Below are 22204 nucleotides of genomic sequence, written 5' to 3' on the forward strand. Positions count from 1 at the left end.
AACAAGCGGGTGCTGGTGCTATTGGCTACGCCGTAATGCAAGCGATGCTTCAAGGGATCAAGCGCGGCTTATTCTCAAATGAAGCGGGTATGGGTAGCGCTGCAAACGCTGCTGCTAGTGCAACACCAAATCCAAACCATCCAGCATCACAGGGTTATGTACAAATGCTAGGTGTATTTGTAGATACCATAGTGATCTGTACCGCGACCGCGTCGCTTATTCTTTTATCTGGTCAGCTCGAGCCAAACTCAGGTTTAACTGGCATTGAATTAACACAATCTGCATTGGTTCATCATGTAGGAGAATGGGGCGCAATTTTCGTTGCAGTGGCTATTCTATTTTTTGCTTTTACTTCCATTGTTGCCAACTATAGTTATGCAGAAACCAACCTACTGTTTTTAGATCACCATTCAAAGAAAGGCATGATGGTATTTAGAGCTTGTGTATTAGGTATGGTAATGTTTGGTGCGGTAAGCGAACTTGGACTGGTTTGGACACTCGCTGATATTTCAATGGGCTTAATGGCTGTAGTAAACGTGGTTGCACTCTTTATGCTTCGCAAAGTCGTGCTATGGCTTGCCAACGATTATAAAAAGCAGCTTAAAGCAGGCGTAACCCCAGAGTTTGATCCTAGTACCAACCCTGAAGTAGAAAAAACACTACCAAAAGGCATTTGGACTAAATAGACCAATACAGCGCACTAATGCTTATATTTAGTGCGCCTTCTTCTTATAAAACCCAATTTTAATGAAGAAGAACACAAAAATACGCCCTTGAGTTCATTTAATGTCCAAACAAACCAATCACTTATTGCCTTTCAAAAAAAAATCCGTATAGTAAAGCATAAGTCGGCATATAGCGCAGCTTGGTAGCGCACTGTCATGGGGTGTCAGGGGTCGCAGGTTCAAATCCTGCTATGCCGACCAGCTTTTCTACACTCTATTCAATATAGTTAACTTCATTCATTTCCGTTCGTAAAATACGCTGTATTAGTATCTTCGTAATATAACTTTTCCGATTTTCGTTCGTTATTCCTGTTTAGACTTATGAACTTTGTTTTCTTTGACGTACTAGAAGCTCACCTCAATGAGCATCGCTAGCGACTCCTTTCAATGTCAGCGCCTTAAAACAATGTAAGAAAAATTTCCCGCCAGAGGCAAAGCCTTCAAAAACGAATAACTCTGATGGCTAATTCAGCTTGAATAGATTGATTTGCCGAAATAAGAACACCAAAACATATCGCTGATGTCGGCTATTAAATGCTTTCTCCCGACACAACCTCTCACTTTAAACTTCAAACAGTGTAGTTTCTACTTCCAGTACTCTACGTGACAAGACCAAAAGGCATGCATTACTCAGGCTTGGATTATTTGTGCCTATTCCATTATGTAGGCTCTGCTCCTAACCTCTATTTTCCAGTTAATTAGTAAAATGAAAATGAGGGATTCTTAACATAATTTATAGCTATAACGCCTTATAAATCGGTTCTTTCACAGTAGTTTTCAACTAACAGCAGCAATCAAAAAACACAATATATTTACATCAAGGTAATAATACTGACAAATAACCAACCTAGTATTGCGTGACTTTCAATTAAGCACGGAGATTAAAATGAAATTCGCAATACTCATGCTTGCAGTCAGTGCGACTGCAAATGCAAACACCAACATATGTAGCAACTACGGTTGCCCAACTGGCACACCATCAAGTAATGATATCGTTGAGCGACCTATATATGTGCTTAGCAATAATCGCGCAACAAAGTTTGCGGACTGGGTAGCATACAAAGTCACACCAAGCACAATTGACGGACCAAGCCGTTCTAGAACTTGGAAATCAGACCCTAAAATTGCAAGTAGATACACGCTAGAGCCAAGTGACTACAGCGATGCGTGGGCAACTATCCATACAGATAGAGGTCATCAAGTGCCTTTGGCGTCGTTTTCCAATACATCCAATTGGAGCGATACTAACTATCTCTCGAACATTACCCCACAATCATCAAACCTTAATCAGGGTCCATGGGTTAAATTAGAGAATGCAGTGAGAAGTTTAGTGCGAACGGGCGAAAATGCCTATGTGTTCACGGGTCCCTTGTATGAATATTACTTTGCTACCTTGCCTGGTGCTGATGAATCTCACACTATTCCGTCAGGCTATTTTAAGGTCGTCGTCACAATAGCTGGCTCAAATGTGAAGGCTTCTGCTTTTATCATGGAGCAAACTTCTGGAAGATACCTTGATTACTGCAAAACAGAAGTAACCATTGACGAAGTAGAACAAAGAGCAGGCCTGAATATCCTACCTAGCCTGCCAAGCTATAAAGCCACCGACATTGAGGGTCGAGTCGGCGGTCTTAGCGCACCACTAGGTTGCTAGTTGTGACGGCTACCAGTTGGTAGCCCTTTAGTGCCTAGCAGGTCTTATTCGAACTTTAGGTTAGCTTAAAATAGCTGAGCAACATAAGCCACCCTGCACCAAACATAATCACATTTTCGGTTAATGATATAAAACCTAAAGGCACATCAGTGTCATCACCAACACATGCACATTTGAGCACTCTTTTATCAATATATACGGCCTTAAACACTGAGATTGCGCCTATAAACCCTATGAATATTGCCACTGGTGCATAATAAATGGCTGGCAAAGTTGTTAGCATGCAAACGCCGGCATATAACTCTAAGTAGGGGTAAGCATACGCGTATTTTAGGTGACGCATCGCTAACAAATCGTAAGTGATAAAGGAGTTTGTAAAGCTATGAACATCGCGTATCTTTTGTACCGCGAGTAACAGCATGGAAAACCCAATAAAGGGCATTACCCATTCCACAAGACTATTGACAGGAAATTGTATCGCGAATGTGACCAGCAGCGCGACTAAAAATATCGAAAGTACTGGCCAGTATACGTTTTTCTTTTCCTTATGTGACGGCTTACCTAGATATCGACGCAGCGCCTCATAGCCACCAATACGTTCATCGTTAATAAATATTTGTGGTGTAGTGTCAACGTTATGAGTGGCTTTAAATTCATCCGTCTGTTCCCTTGACTTGAGCACTCTGTCGTCTACATAAAAACCCTCTCGTGAAAGCAAATCCTTAGCTCTGAGACCAAAAGGGCAAATGTGCGATGAGGTATGCATTCGGTAAAGTGTCGCATTTTTCACTGGTGGCTCCCCCTATTTTATTACAAACATAAGTAGAAATTACCGACCGAGTAAATCAGCTAAGAAAAATCTGCCGACATTAGCGCAATTTCAGCTTAATGATTGTAACTAAAGCGAATTCCATACCACCTTTAATTACACTCAATAACATGAAAGCTGGTTGAATTTATTGATGCATCACAATCAAATTAACCTCGAATGAGGTAACCAAAGATAAACCTGATCTTGGTCAGAAAACACGTTATTAAAGCGCAATTCGGGTAAAAAAACCTTCTGACTATAAAGTCTTAGATTTATATTTCGCCTTGTCTTTAGCTACCGAGATAAAAAACAAATGTCAAAAATAATGGGTAGGGAAATAAAGTTAGGCAAGCACAGTGTATTGCTTTCAACAACGGATCTGGACAGTCGAATTACATACGCAAATCAATCTTTTTGTGACATATCAGGCTTTAGCATTGAAGAAATGCTTGGTCAGCCCCACAACTTAGTTCGTAATCAGGATATGCCAAAAGCGGCTTTTAGAAATATGTGGTCTACCATTCAAAATGGCCAATCTTGGATGGGACCTGTTAAAAACTCAACAAAAAATGGGGATTACTATTGGGTAAACGCTTTTGTCACTCCCATTAAAGACGAGCGAGGCAACATAGTTGAATACCAATCTGTAAGAACTTGTCCTTCTCCCGAGGTAATTAAACGCGCAGAAAATGCTTATCGCACTCTTGATAGCCAACAAAAAACGAGTCGCTATGACAGCACTCGCCTCTCATTTATGTTATTGCTTTTCATCGCGATAACTTTGCCTCTAGCATCGCTATTAAACAACCATTGGTTTACGCTGCTACCTTTGACTCTACTATTCATCACAATTGCGTTAACCGCACGTTTTCGCTCTAAATATAAAGCTTTGCTCACACAAGCCAAAGCGATTTTTGATAATGATTTAATGTCTGTGATATACGGTCAATCTCGCGATCGGGTTGCTGATATTACACTAGCATTTGAAATGCAGAAGGCAAAAATTTCTGCGGTGGTGGGCAGAGTAAACGACGTGTCCGTTCGAGTAAGTGAAAATGCAAAACTTACTACACAAAGCGGCCAATTTGTTGCTGAACTACTAAAGCAGCAAACAAGCGAGGCAAAAGAAATGGTCGTTTGCATGGACGAATTTTCACAAACGATTGACGAACTCTCAGAAAACGTAAACCACGCTGCTGATGCGGCTAATAACTCAGAACAACAGGCTGGGCGTGGTAAAGCCGCAGTAAAGGATGTCATCGACTCGATTCACTACCTTGATGAGCATTTAATGGAAGTGAACAATGCCGTGAACCGCTTAGTCTCCGGTAATGATCGAATTCAAAATATCCTTAGTGTTATCAACTCTATTGCCGATCAAACCAACTTGCTTGCGTTAAATGCCGCAATCGAAGCCGCCCGAGCGGGCGAACATGGGCGAGGATTCTCAGTTGTAGCAGATGAAGTTCGCACACTTGCACAACGCACACAAACTTCCACAGAAGAAATCACGCAATTACTTAAAGAGCTAAATGATATTTCCAGCTCCGCTGTAGAGTCAGTGCAAAAAAGTAATAGCTTATCAAATCAAAGTGTTGATCTTGCAAAAAATAACGGTTCAAGCCTTGATACCATTCAAAACCATGTGATGCATCTAGCCGACTTAAATCGCAGTGTTGCCGCCGCCATTGAACAACAAAGTTGTGTGGTAAAACAGATAAGCATAAACGTTGACAGCGTGACTACGCTCGCAGAGAAAGGCACGGAGCACGGCGAGAAATCTTTTATTTTAAGTCAAGAATTGCTGACTCAAATCGAGCAGCAAACGCGCCTAATACAGCAATTTTCTCAAACATGAGAAATCAAAGTGAAACAGGACTTAATGTATGCGTACATTAAAGCCTAATCAGTAACTACTCTTAAATATCAGTGGACCTAAGCATTTTACTAGACAAATTAGGTCCACTTAGTTCGCAAATAAAACAATGTTATAGTTCCGCCTCAAGAATGGCGAGTGCCTCCTTTTCTGCCTGTTTCACATTGCCATCAGCTTCAATAACACGCACGGCTAGATCTTTCGCAAGTTTACGCATCGGTTCATCAATAATGTTATTCATGCGGTGTTGCACATAAGCTTCAATATCATTATTTTTTATCGCAACAACAGACTTTGACAGGCTGTCTTCAATATAATCGTCTAATGCGATTGCAGAGTTCCAATGTAGGCTTTTTGCCCACTTTCGCACAACATGCTTTTCACTTTCGCTGATGACACCGTCAACACCAATAAACAATAGTGCGATATCAATTAGAGCTTCTTTTTGCATCTGATCGACGCAAACACCAGTATCAAAGTGGTTTAATAGCTGTTCAAATTTCATAATTCTTCCTTAACCCTTTTCTGCAAATTAAGATCACAGATATTTCAAGACGGAACAAAAAACGCTAATGTTTAAACATATGCTAACTTTTTCCATTTGTCATATTAAAAAAGTGCAAGTTCATTTACACCTCATTCCAAAGCTTGTTAAAGGTCAAAAGGACTATCGGGTCCAACTTATTACATTTTATTTTTCACAATATAAGAAGCATCCAAACTCCTTCAACATTACGGTCTGTATCGCTAAAATGGGTTACGTATGCTGGTCACAAGCACCAACACATACGAATAAAGAACCAGCCTCCCCAAAAAGCATCAATCTTAAAGTTTGAATTAGTAAGAAAAGTTCTAGACCTCCACAATTGATTCATTTTGTTGAAATAATTTGCACACTCTCAAAATCAATCAAAGAAAAATAGGAACAACAATGAAAGAGTTAAAATTAGGAATGAACTTATCATTTTTCATTTCCCTTTCTATTATCGCGCTTAGCTTGCTTATCTTAGATACTTTAATAGTGTCTGAAAGAATTAGCATGATTTCGTTTGTCCAATTAACGCTATCTGCGGCAATCATGTTTTATATTGCTACAGGGCTATGGGCAATATTCAGTGGTCAAAGCCGAGTAATCATCTGCAATCAAGGTGTGGTTTATCACAGCTTGTTAGGTCAAAAGCACTATATTCCAGCAGAAGAAGTGGAAAAAATTTCCGTAGAAGGATTACTATGGTTTAGTTACACCAAACTTTATCTTACAACCGGAGAACTAAGGATCTGGTCTTTCAAACCCAATCTTGCGCAACAACATAGCCTTAAACTACTCGGGTACATTTAATTCTATCCTTATTCGCGTGTAGTAAGTCTCATAAAGTTGCTTTCAAAACGAGGCATTGAGTAAGATAACCTAAACTTATAACGAGGTTATTATGCAAAGACAATATGCTATAGGTACGCTCGGCGTACCTTGGACTTCAAAAGAAAAAACATTGTGGTTAGAAAACCAATCGATAAAACGCTCATATTCTGAAGAAGTCGTAACTCAAATAGAAGCGCTCAAGCACACTTTTGACGTCACCGAGTATGGTCAGCTTGACTACCCCAACCAAACTTATTCTCTATATGCATTAACAACAAAAAACTGGCAGCAAAACAAACCGACCATACTGGTTACCGGTGGCGTGCATGGCTACGAAACAAGCGGTGTACATGGTGCTCTTGCTTTTGCCAAATCAGAAGCACAACAATATGAACAGGCTTATAATTTCATTATCTTGCCTTGCTTGAGTCCTTGGGGCTATGAAACGATAAACCGCTGGAACCCAGAAGCCGTTGACCCTAATCGCTCTTTTTATGCGGATAGTCCAGCGCCTGAGTCTCGATCAGCAATAGACTTTGTCAATAAGAAAGCAGCGGATATTCTGTGTCATGTTGATTTACACGAAACCACAGATTCCGACAACTCAGAATTCCGCCCAGCATTGGCAGCAAGAGATGGTAAAGAGAATCATAATTGGAACATTCCTGACGGTTTCTATTTAGTCGGACATACACAAAAACCGGAAGCTAAATTTCAAAAACGTATTATCGAAGAAGTAGCTGCGGTAACACAGATTGCTGATGCAGATGACCATGGGCAGTTAATCGGTGTTGATTTAGAACAGCACGGTGTGATTAATTATGACGGTACTGCGCTAGGTTTATGTATGGGTATGACAAATGCCGCTTTTGTAACAACAACAGAAGTTTACCCTGATGGTCAAAACGCAACACCAGAAAACTGTATCGCGGGTCAAGTGGCAGCAATTAGAGGGGCCATTAAATACCTACAAAGCGAAAGCCTATAAGGTTTCAGAAGGTGTGGTTTGTTAAAAACCACACCTAGGAGCTAGGAGAATGAACAGGATCTACCAAGTTGTCATATTGTTAAGCGCTAAACTTTTCCGGTGAAAACAACACGACCTGTTATAATAAAACCTAATTCGCTAAGTCTTCCTTACCGCTAACAACCCCAAAGATTTCTTTGAATGAAGTCGGTTTTTGCAAAATACTCACTGGAATATGCAATGCTCTTGCGATGTCACTAGCTGAGATCATACCTCTGAGCCCTTCCGAACCAACCAATAAAACGTGCTGCAATCCTAAACTTTGTAAGGTTTCAAGCACATCTCCTATTGTACTTTTAGCAACCATTTCATAGGGAACAGCGTAGAGCTCTTCTTTACTCACCATCACATCTTCAACGCACACATCTTCTCTCGACACCTGCTTTCGCTGGGCAACACTTAAGACCTTTCTACCCGTAAGGTCGCGACAGTTTACCACTCCCAAGAAATTATCATCTTCGTCGACAACGAGCTTTGAGCGCACATGGCCATTTTTCATCATGTATAAAGCATGATCAATATCGACGTCTTTTGCTATCACCTGAGGCTGCCTGCGAGTAAAGTCAGTCACCACCTTAATCGCACTACTGTCCATATTTAAAGGTTCTGAATCGAAGTGATCACAAAGCTGAAATACCCCTTCCAACTTAACGGTTTTTAACGCTTTGTATTGGCCCATTTTATACTCCTGCTTCTATAAAGCTCTTCGAAAGTCTGGTTTTTATGTTGCTGTGAACAATCCACAGCTAAAAATAAAAAGAACAACCAGTGCAAAGGCAGTAAGAAATTATTTTAGGTAACTGGAAAAGTAAGAGAGATTACGAAAACTCGAACACATGAGAGCTAACCTCACCCCTCTCTAATTAAAATATGGTTTATTCAGTGAATATATTCAAGTCAATGCAGTCTAAAACTCCTGTAATCTCAGTGTAATGCCGTGTAATAGCTAAATTTAAGCAAACGAATTAGACTGAAGATGTTTGCTAGGATTTATCACCCTAATATCAAACAATTGGTTTAGGCATTGGAATTCCGCGTCAAACTAGAAAAACTGTAATTCCAAATTAGACCAAGCCGGTACGATAAGTACTGGTGAATTCTTCCCTCAACGAGACCCACCTCGTGGGTCTTTATCATTGAGTAGAAGGAAATAAAATTGTATGCTTCACGGCACTTATACATTGATATAGATGAAATTTACGCCTTGCTGAATTGTGATATCTATTTTGTATAAGCATGTAATTTTCATCAAAGTTATACGGAACTAACTATGGCTTATTTAATCGACGAACAGAAACTCGAACGAGTCTATCTTAAAAGCTATCATACGGTAGGCCGCTATAAATATAGTGTAGATACCTTGATAGACAAGCCGGGAGTATCGCGACATCACGCCATTATCGAACTCAATGAAAACAAATGGTTTATCAGAGATGTGAGTACAAACGGCATCTGGATAAACGATAAAAAGCTCGACAAGAACCTGCCGTATCAGCTATTCGAAAATGATAAGATTGATTTTGCAGCACCTGGTCAAAACTCGTTTGTGGCGGCGAACTTGCAAACCGAGTGTCAATATCTAGTTTCTCAGTCAAACAACCAAAAAGTAGTAGAAGTAACGAATCAACTTCTACTACCTAGTGAAGATGATCCTAAACACATCATTTACTATGATAAATTGCTCAACTATTGGTTTTTAGAAGATCTCAATACTTCAGATCGACAAGCCTTAATAGATGGCAGCATTGTATCGCTGATGAACGACCAATGGATGTTTTTTTCTGCCACGACAATCGCTGTAACTAAGCACCTTGAATGCCAAAAAGCTGCCAAGCCAATGGCGCTAGAGTTCAATGTAAGTCAAGACGAAGAAGATACCCAATTAACACTAAGTGTTGACGATAAACACCTAGATTTAGGCGTCAGAAGTCATCACTACTTACTGTTGCTGCTTGCCAGAACTCGGATCCAAGATAAAGATGCTGGCCTTGAATCGGATGTTCAAGGTTGGGTTTACCGCGATGACTTAGCAAAAGCACTCGGTGTACAAACAAACCATATGAACATTATGGTTCACCGCGCACGCAAGCAATTTGTCGATTCTGGTGGCGAAGATTACCCAGAAGCAACCTTTTTATTAGAAACTCGCTGTGGTCGAGTAAGATTGAATTGCCAAGATATCACGATAATAAAAGGCTCTAAATTAGAAACTCGCATGACAACTTAAGCGATATTGTTAGTTGGGCAGAAATAGCATTTCTGCCCAACTATTTACCTATGCCTTATACTCTCCAGCATTATTCACTATTTTGCTTTCGAGCTCTTTACATAGCCCCAATACGAATAAAAGCTCTACAAGTACAAACAGTGGTCCAATTGCTAAACCAATCAAATCATCGACAAACGCAGGCTTTTTTCCCTCAAAATAATGCCCTATAAACTGTAACACCCAACCTACAAAGAAAACACCAGCCCAAAACAATACCGTCATTATTCCTGCATTAACGATGAGCGGATTCAACGTTTGAACAAGAAAATAAAAAGCCAGTATGATGGCGCTCATCATGAGCCCAAAAATGGGGGATAGCATCAGGTAATAGCCACATAAAACGACCCCTATCAGTGCGGCAAGGGTAATGGCTACTCCCGATACACTGAATAGCGGAATAAAAGTCATACCCACAACAGCAATGACAATTAACGGGATCCCAAAAAAGTGAGTCAGAATGTTTCTTTTGCTGCGATGATACATGGCATACTGACTTAATAACGTCTCTAGTTTATTCATTATTGTTCTCTCATTGATACCAATTATCCTACTGATAATTAGTCAATAAAGAAAATTTATCAATAAAAAATTCTATTAGCGTATTAGGGCTTATATAAATAACCTGAGCTGCGGATAATTAATGCCTTTCTAGCAGCAAGTTTTAGCGCTAACTGCGTTGAATTCACTTCCAATAGCCAGCTATTGGTGCGTAAATTCGCCTTGTTTTCCCTAAAACTTGCTGGCTAGACAAGGAAAAAACTAAGTTGTACTTTAGCAACAATGAGTTGGAACATTCCTTATCCAAACCTCAGGTTAAATAACCAAATAAACAGCATACCGAATACAATAGTCTGCATTATGAGCACCATCAACAGCTTAAAATTAAAGCTAGGTTTGATGGTTTTATGCCTGAGCATATACATTGCCACTGGTGTGACAATATTGAGCCCAAGTAACCCACACAGTAGTAAATTACGCTCAGGAATGCGCGATTGAGCAAGTGTTGAAGCGCGCTTATCCCACCAAAAAAGCGCAAATATAAATACATTGATAACCAACAACACCGCTGCAGAAATAATCGCTTGCCAAGGTAGCTTAGATACGCAAAGCGCCCCTAACCACACGCCAGCCCCCAAAATAGGCCCATCTGCTGATGCATTAAACGAACCGCTGACATGCTACTTTTCCTGTCTTATTGTGTTGATTTGAATGAAAATTTCAGCTGTAGCATAAGCATCATCCATCGCCCGGTGATGATTAACCAAAGGTACATTCATCGCTTGGCAAAATGCCCCTAGCGCATATGAGCGCAGGCCCGGCACAAACTTTCGGCCTAACTGCACAGTACATAACTTCGCACGAGTAAACTCTCGGCCGACTCGAGCAAACTCCTGCCGAATAAAGCCATAATCAAAGTTCACATTATGCGCGACAAAAATAGCACCTTGGCTAAACAGCTCAACTTGCTCCAAAATTTCAAAAAAACTTGGAGCATCACTCACCATTGCCTGAGTGATCCCTGTCAGTTCAGTGATTTTTTGTGGGATACGACGCATCGGATTAACAAGTGATTGCCATTTAGCAACGACCTCGCCGTTAACGACTTTTACCATGGCTACCTCGGTGATGCGATCAAACTCCTTGTTGCCACCGGTGGTTTCAATATCGACAACGACATAAGGTTGCTCTTTGCAAATATGCCATTCAACGGTTTGCAGTCGCGTGGGAATATTGCATTGCAAGAGTTTAGAAATGTTAACTAGCTGACTTCGGCTAAGACTATCACCTGGTGCCTTGATTTCTTCAAACCTTAAGCCCGCTTTTTCGTCGACTATCATCAGGTCGGGAAAACCAGATTTCATCAGATGAAAATCACTACACATTAGCCTTAAAACAGATTTGACATCCTCAATTGCCAAGTAAGACAATAATATTTTTATTGAGTCGAGCATCTTATCATGCCAATTAAACAACCGATTAGCTTCTCCGTAATGTTCGCTCATCTGGCGTAGAAGCCAGTTCATCCAAGCAGAAGTATCTGTAAAACTCGCTAAGCGACATTCAATCTCCTCCTCAAATTCGTTGTAAAAGCGATTTTCTTTTAACGCCAGCGGAGTTCTAGAAAACCCATTAGCAACGATACTTTTTGGGTGATAAAAGAGTTCTTGCCAAAAGGTCAATCCAAATAAGGCCAGCCAAATTTCATTTTCAACATGATAGGCCTCGATGCCATGCCGTTTATAATAAGCAATGACGCCAGCTTCTGTTTGTCCCTTAAAAGCTTCATCAATTTGGATCGCTGGTTGACTTTTTCTTAGCATATCCGTAAGTACAGAAGTGCGTTTTTGGTTAAATTTACGCTGATAAAAGTCTTCCGCAAAGATCATCAATGTTTCATCGCTTTCCCCCTGCAAAATGCGCTCTAATTGCTCTCGCACCAGCTCAACTTCACCTTGTTTATAATTATGTCGTATCAACATCTCACAAGCTTGAGGGTGCTCAGTCATACCTAGTAAGGTTTTAAAATGGGAAAATTCAGGACCTAACTTTCTGGCAAGCGTTAACAGGTAATTTGCATGTGCAGCCACTGCATATTGCCCATCAACCTTTGGCAATTGTTGCGCTGCGGCCTGTCTAGCACGCCACACTAATTCATCTTCAGGGGCATTTTTGAGCTCACTGAGTGCATTTGCATAATAAAACGCGCTCACGGCTTCTGCTTTTTGCTCAAAATGTGCATGGTAAGCGGCGTCAGCGCTCCTGGTATTCATTACACCAAGATCTCGCATCGAAAATTGCGCTAAGCTAAAGCCTACCTTGCCAAAGTACAAAAATAGAAAGTAGTCGATATCGGCTTGAAATGAGAGTGTGAGATACTGGGATAGGTATTCTTGTGCATTTAGATGTTCAACGCAGACAGATTGATTGATATGCGCTACCCATAGCGATTTTTTTGCCGATTTACTTGGCAGTGTAGTTAAATTCTCTCGCTCGGCAAGTTCAATTAAACATGGTTTAGTTAAGCAATGCAGCAGCGCTTGAAAGTCGTCTTGTTGTACCTGACGAAGTAATCCCTTTGCTTTTAATGAAAACGCGACTTCACAAATATTATTGATCTCTTCGTAGCGCAGTGAATTGATATCCAGAAAAGGAGTTTTGCGGGAAATAAACCGCACTAACAAACACAATTCATCTTCAGGCAAGCGGTGTAGCTCAGCCAGCAGCTCACGCTGAGCACTACTTAATAGCGGTTGACATACTTTAAGTAAATAATCGCTAAGCTCACTAAAGTGGCTTAAGTAATATTTGGCGGGTAATTCTTTTCTCAACACAAATTCAGAAAACTGTTTTTATATACAGTAAAGATTATCATAGATAGGAAATATTGCCAATTTGCTTCAGTTACCCCCTTAAGTCGTTTCTTCTGTATCGTCTGTGGAAGCATATTCGCTTTTGTATAGCCAATATTGTAGTTTCTCGCTCAATGGCTCTTCCGAAATGGGCTTCGTGAGGTAATCGTTCATGCCTGCATTTAAACACTTCTCTCTATCACCGGACATTGCATTGGCTGTCATGGCTAATATTTTTACTCCCTGATAACTCTCACCTGCGGCTCCGTCTCGGATTAACTCGGTAGTCCGATAGCCATCCATTTCAGGCATCTGACAATCCATTAAGATTAGCTCAAATTGACATTCATCTTGATGTGACTTGAGCAGTTCAATGGCAAGCAGTCCGTTTTCGGCAACTTCAATATGGGTTATCCCCAATTTTTTGAGCATACTTAATGCGACAACTTGGTTCACCTTATTATCCTCAACCAGTAGAATACGACAAGGTTTTGGCCACGTAAATTCGGTTTCGTTCGCCTTTCTTACCAGTTTCAGATAGTGACTCGTAACCAGTGGTTTCGCATTCGCCAGCGCCTTGCCATCTTCAGCTAAAATGGTTAACGCATCAAAAAGGTCTTTGGTTGTCACGGGCTTTGGAAAATAGCCTGAATAGCCACGCTCCGCGTAAAACTGGCCATCCCCCTTAGTACCCATTTGCGTCATCATGATAAGTTTTATCGCTTTGAATCGCTTATCATTTTTTAGTGCAGCGCCGAGCTGCTCACCCGACATGCCTCTAAGCGTCATATCCAGTAAGGCGATATCAAACACATTTTTATCACGTTGGTATTCAGCTTCACACAGCGAGAGTGCTTGTATTCCAGAGCTGGCTTTATACACATCCGCCCCCCAGTGCCTCAATTGAGATTCCAAACTCGTCAAGGCTGAGAGGTTATCGTCAACTAGGAGTATTTTTATCCCTTGTAAATCAATTTTTGCAGCTTCGAATTGAGTATTATCGCCATGGATCAAAGTCACGAAAAATTCAAATTGGCTACCATGTCCAAACCGACTACTAACGGCGATATCGCCATCCATTAATTCACAGAGTTGTCTGACAATGGCAAGCCCCAGTCCAGTCCCTCCATACTTTCTAGTCGTAGAGGCATCAACTTGAGAGAATTTAGCAAAAAGCCTATCTGCTTTGTCCTCTGGTATCCCTATGCCGGTATCTTCAACTGAGCAATGAAATCTCAGTTTATTGCCTACCTCACTGAACCAAGCTCGGATGATGATCTCGCCTTGCTCGGTAAACTTGATTGCATTACTAATTAGGTTGGTGATTATTTGTCGAATACGGCTCGGGTCCCCCTGCACCAATGGCTTTTCAAGTTGGGTTACATCTAGAATAAGTTCAAGTCCCTTTTTCTGTGCTTGCAACGCAACGGATTCAATCAATTCGCCAAGTAATGCCCTAACATCGAAATCTAGTGACTCAAGTTCAAGCTTACCCGCCTCAATTTTAGAAAAATCTAAAATATCGTTGATGAGATTTAATAACGACTTGGCACTCCCCATTGCTAGACTCACTTTATGTAGTTGAGTTTGAGTAAGGTGCTCATCTTCTAGCAGACTTAACATGCCTATTACACCATTCATTGGCGTGCGGATCTCATGGCTCATTGACGCCAAAAACTCGCTTTTAGCTTGCGCGCCCTGCTCCGCCGCTTGCTTCGCTTGTTCTAGCTCTTTTTTCGCTTCAACCGCAGCGGTAATATCCTGTTGGATGCCAACGAATGCCGTTAATTGATTTTGTTCGTTGAACACCGGAGAGATCTGTAAACTATTCCAAAATGCCTTTCCAGATTTGGTGTAATTGATCAATTCAACTTTGACGAATTCGTGAGCTATTATTGCTTCCCTGATTTCCTCTAACGCTTGCTGCTGGGTATGTTCACCTTGCAAAAAGCGACAATTTTTACCCAGTACTTCATCACCATATTCGGTGATTTGTTGAAATGTTTTATTCGCAAATACGATTGGCAATTCAGGCTTAGTCGCGTCAACAATCGTTATGCCGACATTTGCGCACTCTATTGCTTGAGCGAGTAAATCATTTTGTTCCTTGGCCTTTTTCAGCGCTTCTTGATGAAGCTTTTGATCGGTAATATCTGAAAGTGAGCCAACTATCCGCTTCGCTTGTCCATCTTTAAGCGCCGCGGCACCTTTTAGCCAAAAATAGCGATAGCTGTTTTGCCTCGTTTTTATTCTACACTCGACACCAAAAGGCTCTTCTTCCGTCATATGAAACTTAATTGAGTTTTCTAAATTGGGGAGATCTGCAGGGTGGACTCGGTCAAATAAACTAGAAATATGCGCAGAGAATAAAGCTTGTGTCTCTTGCGAAAAGCCTAGTAAAGATTTAAATCTATCTGAATAAAACACCGCATTCCGCTCAAGATCCCAGTCCCAAAGGCCATCATCGCTACCAAATATTGCAAGTTTAAATCGCTCTTCACTGCGTTTGAGTGTTGTCCTCGATTCTTCTAGTTTTTTGAATGGATTTAACAGAAGTTGCTTACCAAACAAATAGAGCAAGCCAAATGATAGGAATAGCCCAAAAGCAATAGCACCAATAAGATCCCACACAAATATTTTCACTTCGTCAGTGACCTGACTTTTCTCTACTCGATAGTCTAATACTAAATCGGTGGAGCCAACATCGAGACTGCTTACACTAAAGTAAGTTTCAACTTTTTGGGTGTTAGAAAAGTTAATCCACCTGCCTTTTAAACCAATGCTATGAAAAGATGTGGATGATGAGGAGCTAAGCAGACTCTCTAAACTCGTAGAAAATTCGCCAATAAGTGCTCCCTCAGCAAAGCCGTTATAGTAAATCGGTACTGCTATTGTGAAATAGTGCAGGTTGCCAACCTGAGTGAGATCTATCGCACTGACCAACTCTGCATTGATCACTTTATCGAGCCACTTTGGTTTTTGGTCTAACACTTCATGAGAATCAAAGTTTGCGTAAACAACATCGCCCAATACATTGATCACCATTAACTTTTCTTCTCTACCTATAATTTGAAAACTGCGCATAAAGTCTCGTAACTTAGCAGCGGAGAGCCCTGTACCCATCGCACCATTTACGATAATAGGATGTAGAGAAAGATCAGAGAGGATCTGCTTACGGCTCTCAAGATACTGAGTTAAGTTGTTAACTGCGAGTTGAGCTTGGGTTTCATTCGTTTCTCTCACTAAGTCTTCGACAATGACATTTGATCTCAGCCCAACAAAAAGTGCACTGAGCAGAAGTGAAACAATAGCCGTTAACCCTAAAAAGGTGTAAAAAGCGCGATTACTCGTTAAGGTGAATTTAGTTTTCAATGCGACCCCGGGTAACTATAAACTAGTTTAATACTGCCATTAGACTGGTATTGCCCCATACACAAGTCTTGCACGGTTAGCGCTTCATGGGCTGAATCATTTTTATCACTCCAGACACTAAAAGGCCGTTGATACGTTTTTATGAGGCCGCTGATCGGCGATTGCAAATCCTCAAATGCGCTTTTTAATAAGACTCTGTTGGTCGCGACTGAATCTGTCAGTTTTATCTGCTCCGCTGCTGCAATAAGAAGCTTGGCAATGTCATAGCCATGGATAAATCCGGGAGCTGCTTGAACAAATCCATGCGTTGCAAACCGGGTTGGGAAAAGCTGTTTTGCACGATTAAATACTCGTGCCGAAAACATACTTAATGGTTTATTCTCAAAAGAAAAACAGCTTTGTAGGACCGCCAATGAGACGTCAGCAGATAACTTATCCCCAACCACTTTAAAAAAGTTACCCGCAGTTACCCCCCAATGACTAATAATGGGCAGGCGCTGCGCCTCGTCAATACTCGCCATGGCTTTTACGAACTCTGCGCCCTCAATCGCATTGCCAACAAAAATGATACATTGCGGCTCACTTTCAATAATATTATGGATCATGATCCGAGCCTCATTTTCTTGTGTCGCCCAGTTAAACCAAGATACGGGCAACGCGTTGTTAGGCTTGGCCGTTTTATATTCCGCTAGCAATGTGTCGTAATTGGAGCGCCCCCATGCGGTATCCTCAAGGAGTAAATGAGGTGCAACACAGCCTTGTTGCTTTGCATAATTGATGAGTACTTTACCCGCTTTGGTGTCATCTACAGAAAGCCTAAAAATCCAATTATCCTTACTCGGGTATCTTGTAATTGGCCCACCAGCGGCCCAAGGAACTAACAGCAGCGCTTCCCCCTCATTGATGAATTTACGAAATTTAATATAAGGAGGAGAATGAACACCACCAAGCACGAGTAAGGCATTCGGGTCTTTTAAAAATTGCTTAAAGTGAAGCAAGCTACGATTACTATTACCACGATGGTCTTTGGCCACCAATTCAATCTTATAACCTTGGATTTGATTATCTACTTCATCGAATGCGGTTAAAAAGCCCATTTTTATCGCTTCGGCTGACTCATTTAAATTAGAATAATCAGCGTCATGATAAATACGAAACACTTGCTTGGAGTTTGCGGCGAGACAAACCGAGCTCAGGAGGCAGAAAAACAGTAATAATATTCTCATCGTATTACTAATCACCCAACACATAACTAAACTTTAGTTCAAATCATTGTGATTGCTTAATTTTATAGCGAATACCTTGCTCGTTATAAATCACCAAGACAATGCATGGCAGACAAAGAAACCGCACCCAAAGGTAGGTGCGGTGGTTGGGATCATTCAGGGCTATTAGCAAGTTGGCTCTGAATGTAGTTTGGTAAACCAATTAGTTTGATTAAATTGATATGCTGTTCAAGCCAATAAATGTGATCCATTTCGGTGTCATCTAACAGGGTTTCGAGCATTTCACGGGTAACATAATCTTGCGCTTGCTCACACACTGCTATCACCTTTTTCAAATGGTCTTTTACCAGAATTTCCGCAGCCAAATCATTTTCTAGCATTTCTTTCACGTCAGTACCGACGTGGATCGGCGCACGAGAAGCGGTATCTGGCGTGCCTTCCAAAAACAAAATGCGCTCCGTGATCCGCTTAGCGTGATCGAGCTCTTCTTCGTATTCGTGAGATAACTTATGGTGTAGCTTCTCCAGTCCCCAATCTTCATACATTTTGGCATGCGCCAAATATTGATCCATCGAAGAAAGCTCAAGCGTAAGTTGTTTGTTGAGTAAGTCGATAACGGTAGAATGGCCTTGCATAACTTACCCCTCAATCTGCGATTGCAGATAGTTTTCAATGCCGGTATTTTTGATTAAGAAATGCTGCGTTTCGAGCCAATCCACATAGCCCTCTTCATATTCAAGAATATCTTCTAGTAGCTCTCGACTAACATAATCCTGTTCGTGTTCACACAGCGCAATTGCATCGCGCAATGTCGGAAGCTGATCGAGTTGAAATGCTAAGTCGCACGCCATCATTTCTTCGGTATGCTCACCTATTCGTAGCTTTTCTAAATGCTGAAGGTTTGGTAACCCTTCAAGGAATAATATGCGCTCGATAAGGTCATCTGCTTGCTTCATGTCCTTGATTGATTTTTTATACGCTTTCTCGTTTAGCTCTTCAAGCCCCCAATTTTTGTACATTCTTGCGTGTAGAAAGAACTGGTTTATCGATGTTAGCTCTAGCGTAAGCACTTGGTTTAGCGCTGTTATGACTTGCTTATTACCCTGCATAGGGCCCCCTATTAATGTCGAGTGACGCCCTATAACCCTAGTTCAATATTTATTCTTCGCAAGATTAAATAAAAATAACAGTTTTCTTAATATACCCTTTTAAAATAAACAACTTATAAGAGTATTAATAACAATTTTCATTACATTTAGGGTTTCATTTTTTGAACGGCTTGTATTCAATCAAAACTCAGAATAAGAAACATGCTAACTTATTGAAATTTATAAAAGCAGCTCCGGCTGCTTAACTCAACTGCTTTTTAACATCCAACCCTAAACGCTTTGCTAGTCGAACTAAATTTGCTCTATCCATTACCAGCTCTCTCGCAGCTGCCGACCAATTAAACCCATGACGTTCCATCGCGTTAACGATCATGTCTTTTTGTAGTAGCTCGACGGCGAATTTCATGGCGACAGGAGGTGTTTTCTCTTGCGTGGTCATGCACTCAGCCTGCTGAATTTGTTGATTGTGTTTTGGCGCGATGTCTATGTCATGGATCTCAATGATATTAGCCTGCCACTGTTGATGCTTAGCTTTTAACGCTGCACGACTGACACAATGTTCAAGCTCTCTGACATTACCCGGCCAGTCGTAATGCATTAATCGGCTGAGTGCTTGCCTATCCATCACCACTTGTTTTGCGTTGAGCGTGCCTCTTAGCTGCTCTAAAAAGAACCCAACCAGCAGCGGGATGTCATCTAGCCTTTCGAGCAGTGGAGGAACAAATAAAGGATACACACTCAAGCGATGATAAAGATCAGCCCTAAATTTTCCGCGTCTCACCTCTTCTTTTAAATCACGATTAGTCGCAGCAACCACTCTAACATCCACAATATGAATGCGGTCAGCACCTACCGCTTGCACCTCACCGCTTTGCAGCACACGTAATAGTTTGCTCTGTAAAGTCAAACTCAGTTCGCCAACTTCATCCAAAAACAGCGTGCCGCCGTCCGCGGCTGCAAACTTGCCTAACCGGTCTTTATCGGCCCCAGTAAACGCCCCTTTTTTGTGACCAAAGAGTTCACTTTCTGCTATCGAGTCAGGAAGCGCCGCACAGTTAATTTGTATAAACGGTTTGTCATTTCGTTGGGAATTAAAATGTACGTGTTTTGCTACCAACTCTTTACCCGTTCCCGTATCACCTTGAATAAGCACATTAAATTCAGAACCAGCAACCAGTTCAATTTCTGATTTAAGCGAGTGCATCACCGCACTCTCTCCTACTAAAATTTGCTTTTTAACGGACTTTTGAGATTGGGTAAGTGTAGATGCACGTGCTTGCTCATAGAGGCGCTCAGCCTCAAACATACGTAATGCACTACTTGAGACAATTGCTTGTAGGGTTTTCATATAAACCTCAGACAAGTGCTCAAAGCTATCCGGTTTAAGACAATCAAACGTCACCAATAAGATGCTACTTTGCAGCGCGACCTTAAATCCCATGCAGGCATGCACTGGTAAGCGACTTTCTTCGGCGAGCAACAGACCATCGTAAGGGTCAGGTAAGTCGCTATTGGCAGGAAAACTAACTAGTTCGTCAGACTCGAAAATGGACATCAATCTAGGTTGCTCTGTAAGCAAAAATTGCCGCCCAACAGCGTCCGCACTCAACCCATTGCAAGCTAGGATAGTTAATGCATGCTGATCGCCATAAAGAATGGCGATGGCATCAGCGGTAACAGATTGACTCAATGCTGAAAGCAAGGACTTAGCGTATTGCTTAACCTCGCGACCCTCTTGCGCCAACGAAAGTCGTGATAACGACATACTAAGCTCAAGCAATTTGGAGAGCGCTAACGAATTCATGTCAAAAAGACTCAATTTATTCAAATAAACACTAATTAAGATAGGTCAATTTGACTCAAACATCAATAATAGAATACTAATACGATGATTTATATAGCATTTTAAAGTTGGCGTGACACCTGCAATGTGCAGTCTATATATCAACATTCGCAGAGTTAACGATGAGCCGTGCATACCAACTTTTAAGATATAGCAACATCGCCATTTTCACTTCACTCGCAGCGTTTATGCTGTCACTGCAAGTGAGTTTTTTTAGCGTTGAAAGCTTCAGCCTCTTCTCACAAATTGCAGCACATATTAGTACTATAGTATTGGCCACCTTGATTAAGCTTGCCTACGTCATCCGCCTTGTCTGTCTATACCACCTAGGTTTGGAGGTTAAGTAAATGAGCTTAATCCAGCTAGAAGAGCCCAGTCCAAAAGCAGTGTGTTGGTATTTACCATCTACTTGGCCCGTGTTGATGCTCGGCTTTAGAGCGCTATTTTTACTCGCGGGCTTATTCGCTGTCGTGAGTATTTCTGTGTGGGCTTTATTGCTCAATGGCAATGTTGTTTGGCGTAATGATTACCCAGCGACCTATTGGCACGCCCACGAGATGCTATTTGGCTTTGGCGGTGCTGTCGTCGCCGGATTTTTGCTAACCGCTGCAAAAAATTGGACACAAAGACAGACATTACATGGTGGCGCACTGCTGTCACTCTGTATTATTTGGTGTGCCGCTAGGCTGAGCTTTTTTGTGGCAAATTCATCAATCATCACCTTGCTACTACAACTGAGTTTTTGGCTCATTGTACTAATCAATTTAACGACCGTAATTGTTGATGCAAAATCCAGAAACAATCGTGTTTTTATTTTTGCTGTAAGTATGTTGTGTGGCTGCAACATCGTATTTTTAATTTTACTTCACAACCAGCACTTCTCATTGCTAAGCGCTGCAAGCCAAGCAACACTTATTGCTTACATGCTGTTGATTGGTGTGGTGGGTGGCCGCGTTATTCCGTTTTTTATTGCCCGAGGATTGCAGCAAGCACAAAAACCACATACTCCAAGGTTAGACAGGGCGATCTTTTACCTCGCCATCATCTGCGTTTTCACCTATATCCTGCAGTTTACGATGCAAAATACTCACTATTTAAGTGCTGCACTTCTGCTCCTTGGGCTACTGCATTCGATAAGAGCAATTTATTGGTTTAACGGTAAATTATTTAACGTACCACTGCTTTGGTCACTGTACCTGTCATATTGTGCAATCGCAGTGGGTTTAATACTTAGCGCATACAACAACACCTTTGCACCAGAGCATTTGCGCAGCCATCTTCACTTAGTGGCAATTAATGGCATGGGATTAATGATCTTAGCCATGATGACTCGCGTTACCTTGGGCCACACAGGTCGACTATTACAGGTAGGCACGACAACTACACTGGCATTTATCTGTATCGCGGTATCAGGTCTTATCCGCGCATTCCTTATTCATTTTATAAACCCGCACAATGCATGGCTGTTAAGTGCCGTAGCTTGGGTTTTTGGTTTTATGCTTTTTTCCATTACCTTCGCGCCCATGCTGATACAAAAACGCGTCGATGGGCGAATAGGTTAACTCTACTCTCAAACTGGAGA

18 protein-coding genes and 1 tRNA gene (1 of these 19 only partly in view) are annotated in these 22204 nt (G+C 41.4%); 8 read left to right on the forward strand and 11 right to left on the reverse strand.

Going from position 1 to position 22204, the window contains the following annotated elements:
- From GSF13_RS01720 to GSF13_RS01730, 3 genes are all read left to right on the forward strand, one after another.
- Positions 1–686: the end of a sodium:alanine symporter family protein gene (locus tag GSF13_RS01720; RefSeq protein WP_010607547.1), read on the forward strand. The gene continues 733 nt to the left of window position 1, outside the view; 686 of the gene's 1419 nt are visible here — the last part of the coding sequence; the start codon falls outside the window, past its left edge; the stop codon is at positions 684–686.
- A 163-nt stretch (positions 687–849) separates the two neighbouring features.
- Positions 850–926, forward strand: a tRNA-Pro gene (locus GSF13_RS01725).
- A 685-nt stretch (positions 927–1611) separates the two neighbouring features.
- Positions 1612–2379, forward strand: coding sequence for a DNA/RNA non-specific endonuclease (locus GSF13_RS01730; RefSeq protein ID WP_010607546.1), 768 nt, complete (start codon positions 1612–1614; stop codon positions 2377–2379).
- A 55-nt stretch (positions 2380–2434) separates the two neighbouring features.
- Here GSF13_RS01730 and GSF13_RS01735 read toward each other — a convergent pair whose 3' ends face one another.
- On the reverse strand, positions 2435–3145 hold the full coding sequence (locus tag GSF13_RS01735) for a MauE/DoxX family redox-associated membrane protein (protein WP_211865940.1): 711 nt from the start codon (positions 3143–3145) through the stop codon (positions 2435–2437).
- Positions 3146–3503: 358 nt separating this feature from the next.
- On the opposite strand from GSF13_RS01735, the gene GSF13_RS01740 reads away from it, so the two are divergent.
- Entirely contained in the window at positions 3504–5048 is a 1545-nt protein-coding gene (locus tag GSF13_RS01740) for a PAS domain-containing methyl-accepting chemotaxis protein (RefSeq protein ID WP_249122663.1), read from the forward strand.
- Between the two features lie 130 nt (positions 5049–5178).
- Here GSF13_RS01740 and GSF13_RS01745 read toward each other — a convergent pair whose 3' ends face one another.
- Positions 5179–5571, reverse strand: coding sequence for a hypothetical protein (locus GSF13_RS01745; protein WP_010607543.1), 393 nt, complete (start codon positions 5569–5571; stop codon positions 5179–5181).
- Between the two features lie 426 nt (positions 5572–5997).
- Between GSF13_RS01745 and GSF13_RS01750 the strand changes: the two genes are divergently transcribed.
- On the forward strand, positions 5998–6405 hold the full coding sequence (locus tag GSF13_RS01750; protein WP_010607541.1) for a hypothetical protein: 408 nt from the start codon (positions 5998–6000) through the stop codon (positions 6403–6405).
- Positions 6406–6496: 91 nt separating this feature from the next.
- Complete coding sequence (locus GSF13_RS01755) at positions 6497–7414, forward strand: M14 family metallocarboxypeptidase (protein ID WP_010607540.1); 918 nt, start codon at positions 6497–6499, stop codon at positions 7412–7414.
- A gap of 130 nt (positions 7415–7544) precedes the next feature.
- Here the strand turns inward: GSF13_RS01755 and GSF13_RS01760 are convergent, their stop codons facing one another.
- Positions 7545–8132 (reverse strand): CBS domain-containing protein, encoded by a 588-nt coding sequence (locus tag GSF13_RS01760; RefSeq protein ID WP_010607539.1) that lies wholly within the window; start codon positions 8130–8132, stop codon positions 7545–7547.
- A gap of 591 nt (positions 8133–8723) precedes the next feature.
- Here GSF13_RS01760 and GSF13_RS01765 point away from each other — a divergent pair.
- Positions 8724–9680 carry an FHA domain-containing protein gene (locus tag GSF13_RS01765; RefSeq protein WP_010374789.1) on the forward strand — a complete coding sequence of 319 codons (957 nt, stop codon included), beginning with the start codon at positions 8724–8726 and terminating at the stop codon, positions 9678–9680.
- A 48-nt stretch (positions 9681–9728) separates the two neighbouring features.
- On the opposite strand, the gene GSF13_RS01770 is transcribed toward GSF13_RS01765, so the two are convergent.
- The 8 genes from GSF13_RS01770 to norR all read right to left on the reverse strand — a co-directional run bounded on the left by GSF13_RS01770 (position 9729) and on the right by norR (position 20583).
- Positions 9729–10241 carry an Mpo1-like protein gene (locus tag GSF13_RS01770; RefSeq protein ID WP_174170723.1) on the reverse strand — a complete coding sequence of 171 codons (513 nt, stop codon included), beginning with the start codon at positions 10239–10241 and terminating at the stop codon, positions 9729–9731.
- 278 nt (positions 10242–10519) lie between these two features.
- Positions 10520–10846 carry a DUF1294 domain-containing protein gene (locus GSF13_RS01775; RefSeq protein WP_249122664.1) on the reverse strand — a complete coding sequence of 109 codons (327 nt, stop codon included), beginning with the start codon at positions 10844–10846 and terminating at the stop codon, positions 10520–10522.
- A gap of 54 nt (positions 10847–10900) precedes the next feature.
- Complete coding sequence (locus tag GSF13_RS01780; RefSeq protein WP_211865803.1) at positions 10901–13054, reverse strand: exonuclease domain-containing protein; 2154 nt, start codon at positions 13052–13054, stop codon at positions 10901–10903.
- A gap of 78 nt (positions 13055–13132) precedes the next feature.
- The gene (locus GSF13_RS01785) at positions 13133–16444 is read right to left on the reverse strand and encodes a response regulator (RefSeq protein ID WP_174170721.1); all 3312 of its coding nucleotides are present in this window, start codon (positions 16442–16444) and stop codon (positions 13133–13135) included.
- Positions 16441–17670 (reverse strand): ABC transporter substrate-binding protein, encoded by a 1230-nt coding sequence (locus GSF13_RS01790; RefSeq protein ID WP_211865805.1) that lies wholly within the window; start codon positions 17668–17670, stop codon positions 16441–16443. Before GSF13_RS01790 ends, GSF13_RS01785 begins: the two co-directional genes overlap by 4 nt.
- Positions 17671–17822: 152 nt before the next feature.
- A complete protein-coding gene (gene bfr, locus GSF13_RS01795; protein ID WP_102058600.1) occupies positions 17823–18305 on the reverse strand; it encodes a bacterioferritin in 483 nt (160 codons plus the stop codon).
- A 3-nt stretch (positions 18306–18308) separates the two neighbouring features.
- Positions 18309–18779 (reverse strand): bacterioferritin, encoded by a 471-nt coding sequence (gene bfr / locus GSF13_RS01800; protein ID WP_010374801.1) that lies wholly within the window; start codon positions 18777–18779, stop codon positions 18309–18311.
- A 241-nt stretch (positions 18780–19020) separates the two neighbouring features.
- The gene (norR, locus tag GSF13_RS01805) at positions 19021–20583 is read right to left on the reverse strand and encodes a nitric oxide reductase transcriptional regulator NorR (protein WP_211865807.1); all 1563 of its coding nucleotides are present in this window, start codon (positions 20581–20583) and stop codon (positions 19021–19023) included.
- Positions 20584–20969: 386 nt separating this feature from the next.
- Here norR and GSF13_RS01810 point away from each other — a divergent pair, with 386 nt between their 5' ends.
- Positions 20970–22184: an NnrS family protein gene (locus tag GSF13_RS01810; RefSeq protein ID WP_211865810.1), complete on the forward strand. Its 1215-nt coding sequence runs from the start codon at positions 20970–20972 to the stop codon at positions 22182–22184.
- Positions 22185–22204 lie beyond the last annotated feature (20 nt).

The organism is Pseudoalteromonas sp. M8 (assembly GCF_018141365.1).
GTDB lineage: Bacteria > Pseudomonadota > Gammaproteobacteria > Enterobacterales > Alteromonadaceae > Pseudoalteromonas.

Excerpts from the sequence above, each read along its gene's own strand:
- GSF13_RS01730 (WP_010607546.1), top strand. The coding sequence starts at position 1,612 with ATGAAATTCGCAATACTCATGCTTGCAGTCAGTGCGACTGCAAATGCA.
- GSF13_RS01735 (WP_211865940.1), bottom strand. The coding sequence starts at position 3,145 with ATGCATACCTCATCGCACATTTGCCCTTTTGGTCTCAGAGCTAAGGAT.
- GSF13_RS01740 (WP_249122663.1), top strand. The coding sequence starts at position 3,504 with ATGTCAAAAATAATGGGTAGGGAAATAAAGTTAGGCAAGCACAGTGTA.
- GSF13_RS01745 (WP_010607543.1), bottom strand. The coding sequence starts at position 5,571 with ATGAAATTTGAACAGCTATTAAACCACTTTGATACTGGTGTTTGCGTC.
- GSF13_RS01750 (WP_010607541.1), top strand. The coding sequence starts at position 5,998 with ATGAAAGAGTTAAAATTAGGAATGAACTTATCATTTTTCATTTCCCTT.
- GSF13_RS01755 (WP_010607540.1), top strand. The coding sequence starts at position 6,497 with ATGCAAAGACAATATGCTATAGGTACGCTCGGCGTACCTTGGACTTCA.
- GSF13_RS01760 (WP_010607539.1), bottom strand. The coding sequence starts at position 8,132 with ATGGGCCAATACAAAGCGTTAAAAACCGTTAAGTTGGAAGGGGTATTT.
- GSF13_RS01765 (WP_010374789.1), top strand. The coding sequence starts at position 8,724 with ATGGCTTATTTAATCGACGAACAGAAACTCGAACGAGTCTATCTTAAA.
- GSF13_RS01770 (WP_174170723.1), bottom strand. The coding sequence starts at position 10,241 with ATGAATAAACTAGAGACGTTATTAAGTCAGTATGCCATGTATCATCGC.
- GSF13_RS01790 (WP_211865805.1), bottom strand. The coding sequence starts at position 17,670 with ATGAGAATATTATTACTGTTTTTCTGCCTCCTGAGCTCGGTTTGTCTC.
- bfr (WP_102058600.1), bottom strand. The coding sequence starts at position 18,305 with ATGCAAGGCCATTCTACCGTTATCGACTTACTCAACAAACAACTTACG.
- bfr (WP_010374801.1), bottom strand. The coding sequence starts at position 18,779 with ATGCAGGGTAATAAGCAAGTCATAACAGCGCTAAACCAAGTGCTTACG.
- norR (WP_211865807.1), bottom strand. The coding sequence starts at position 20,583 with ATGAATTCGTTAGCGCTCTCCAAATTGCTTGAGCTTAGTATGTCGTTA.
- GSF13_RS01810 (WP_211865810.1), top strand. The coding sequence starts at position 20,970 with ATGAGCTTAATCCAGCTAGAAGAGCCCAGTCCAAAAGCAGTGTGTTGG.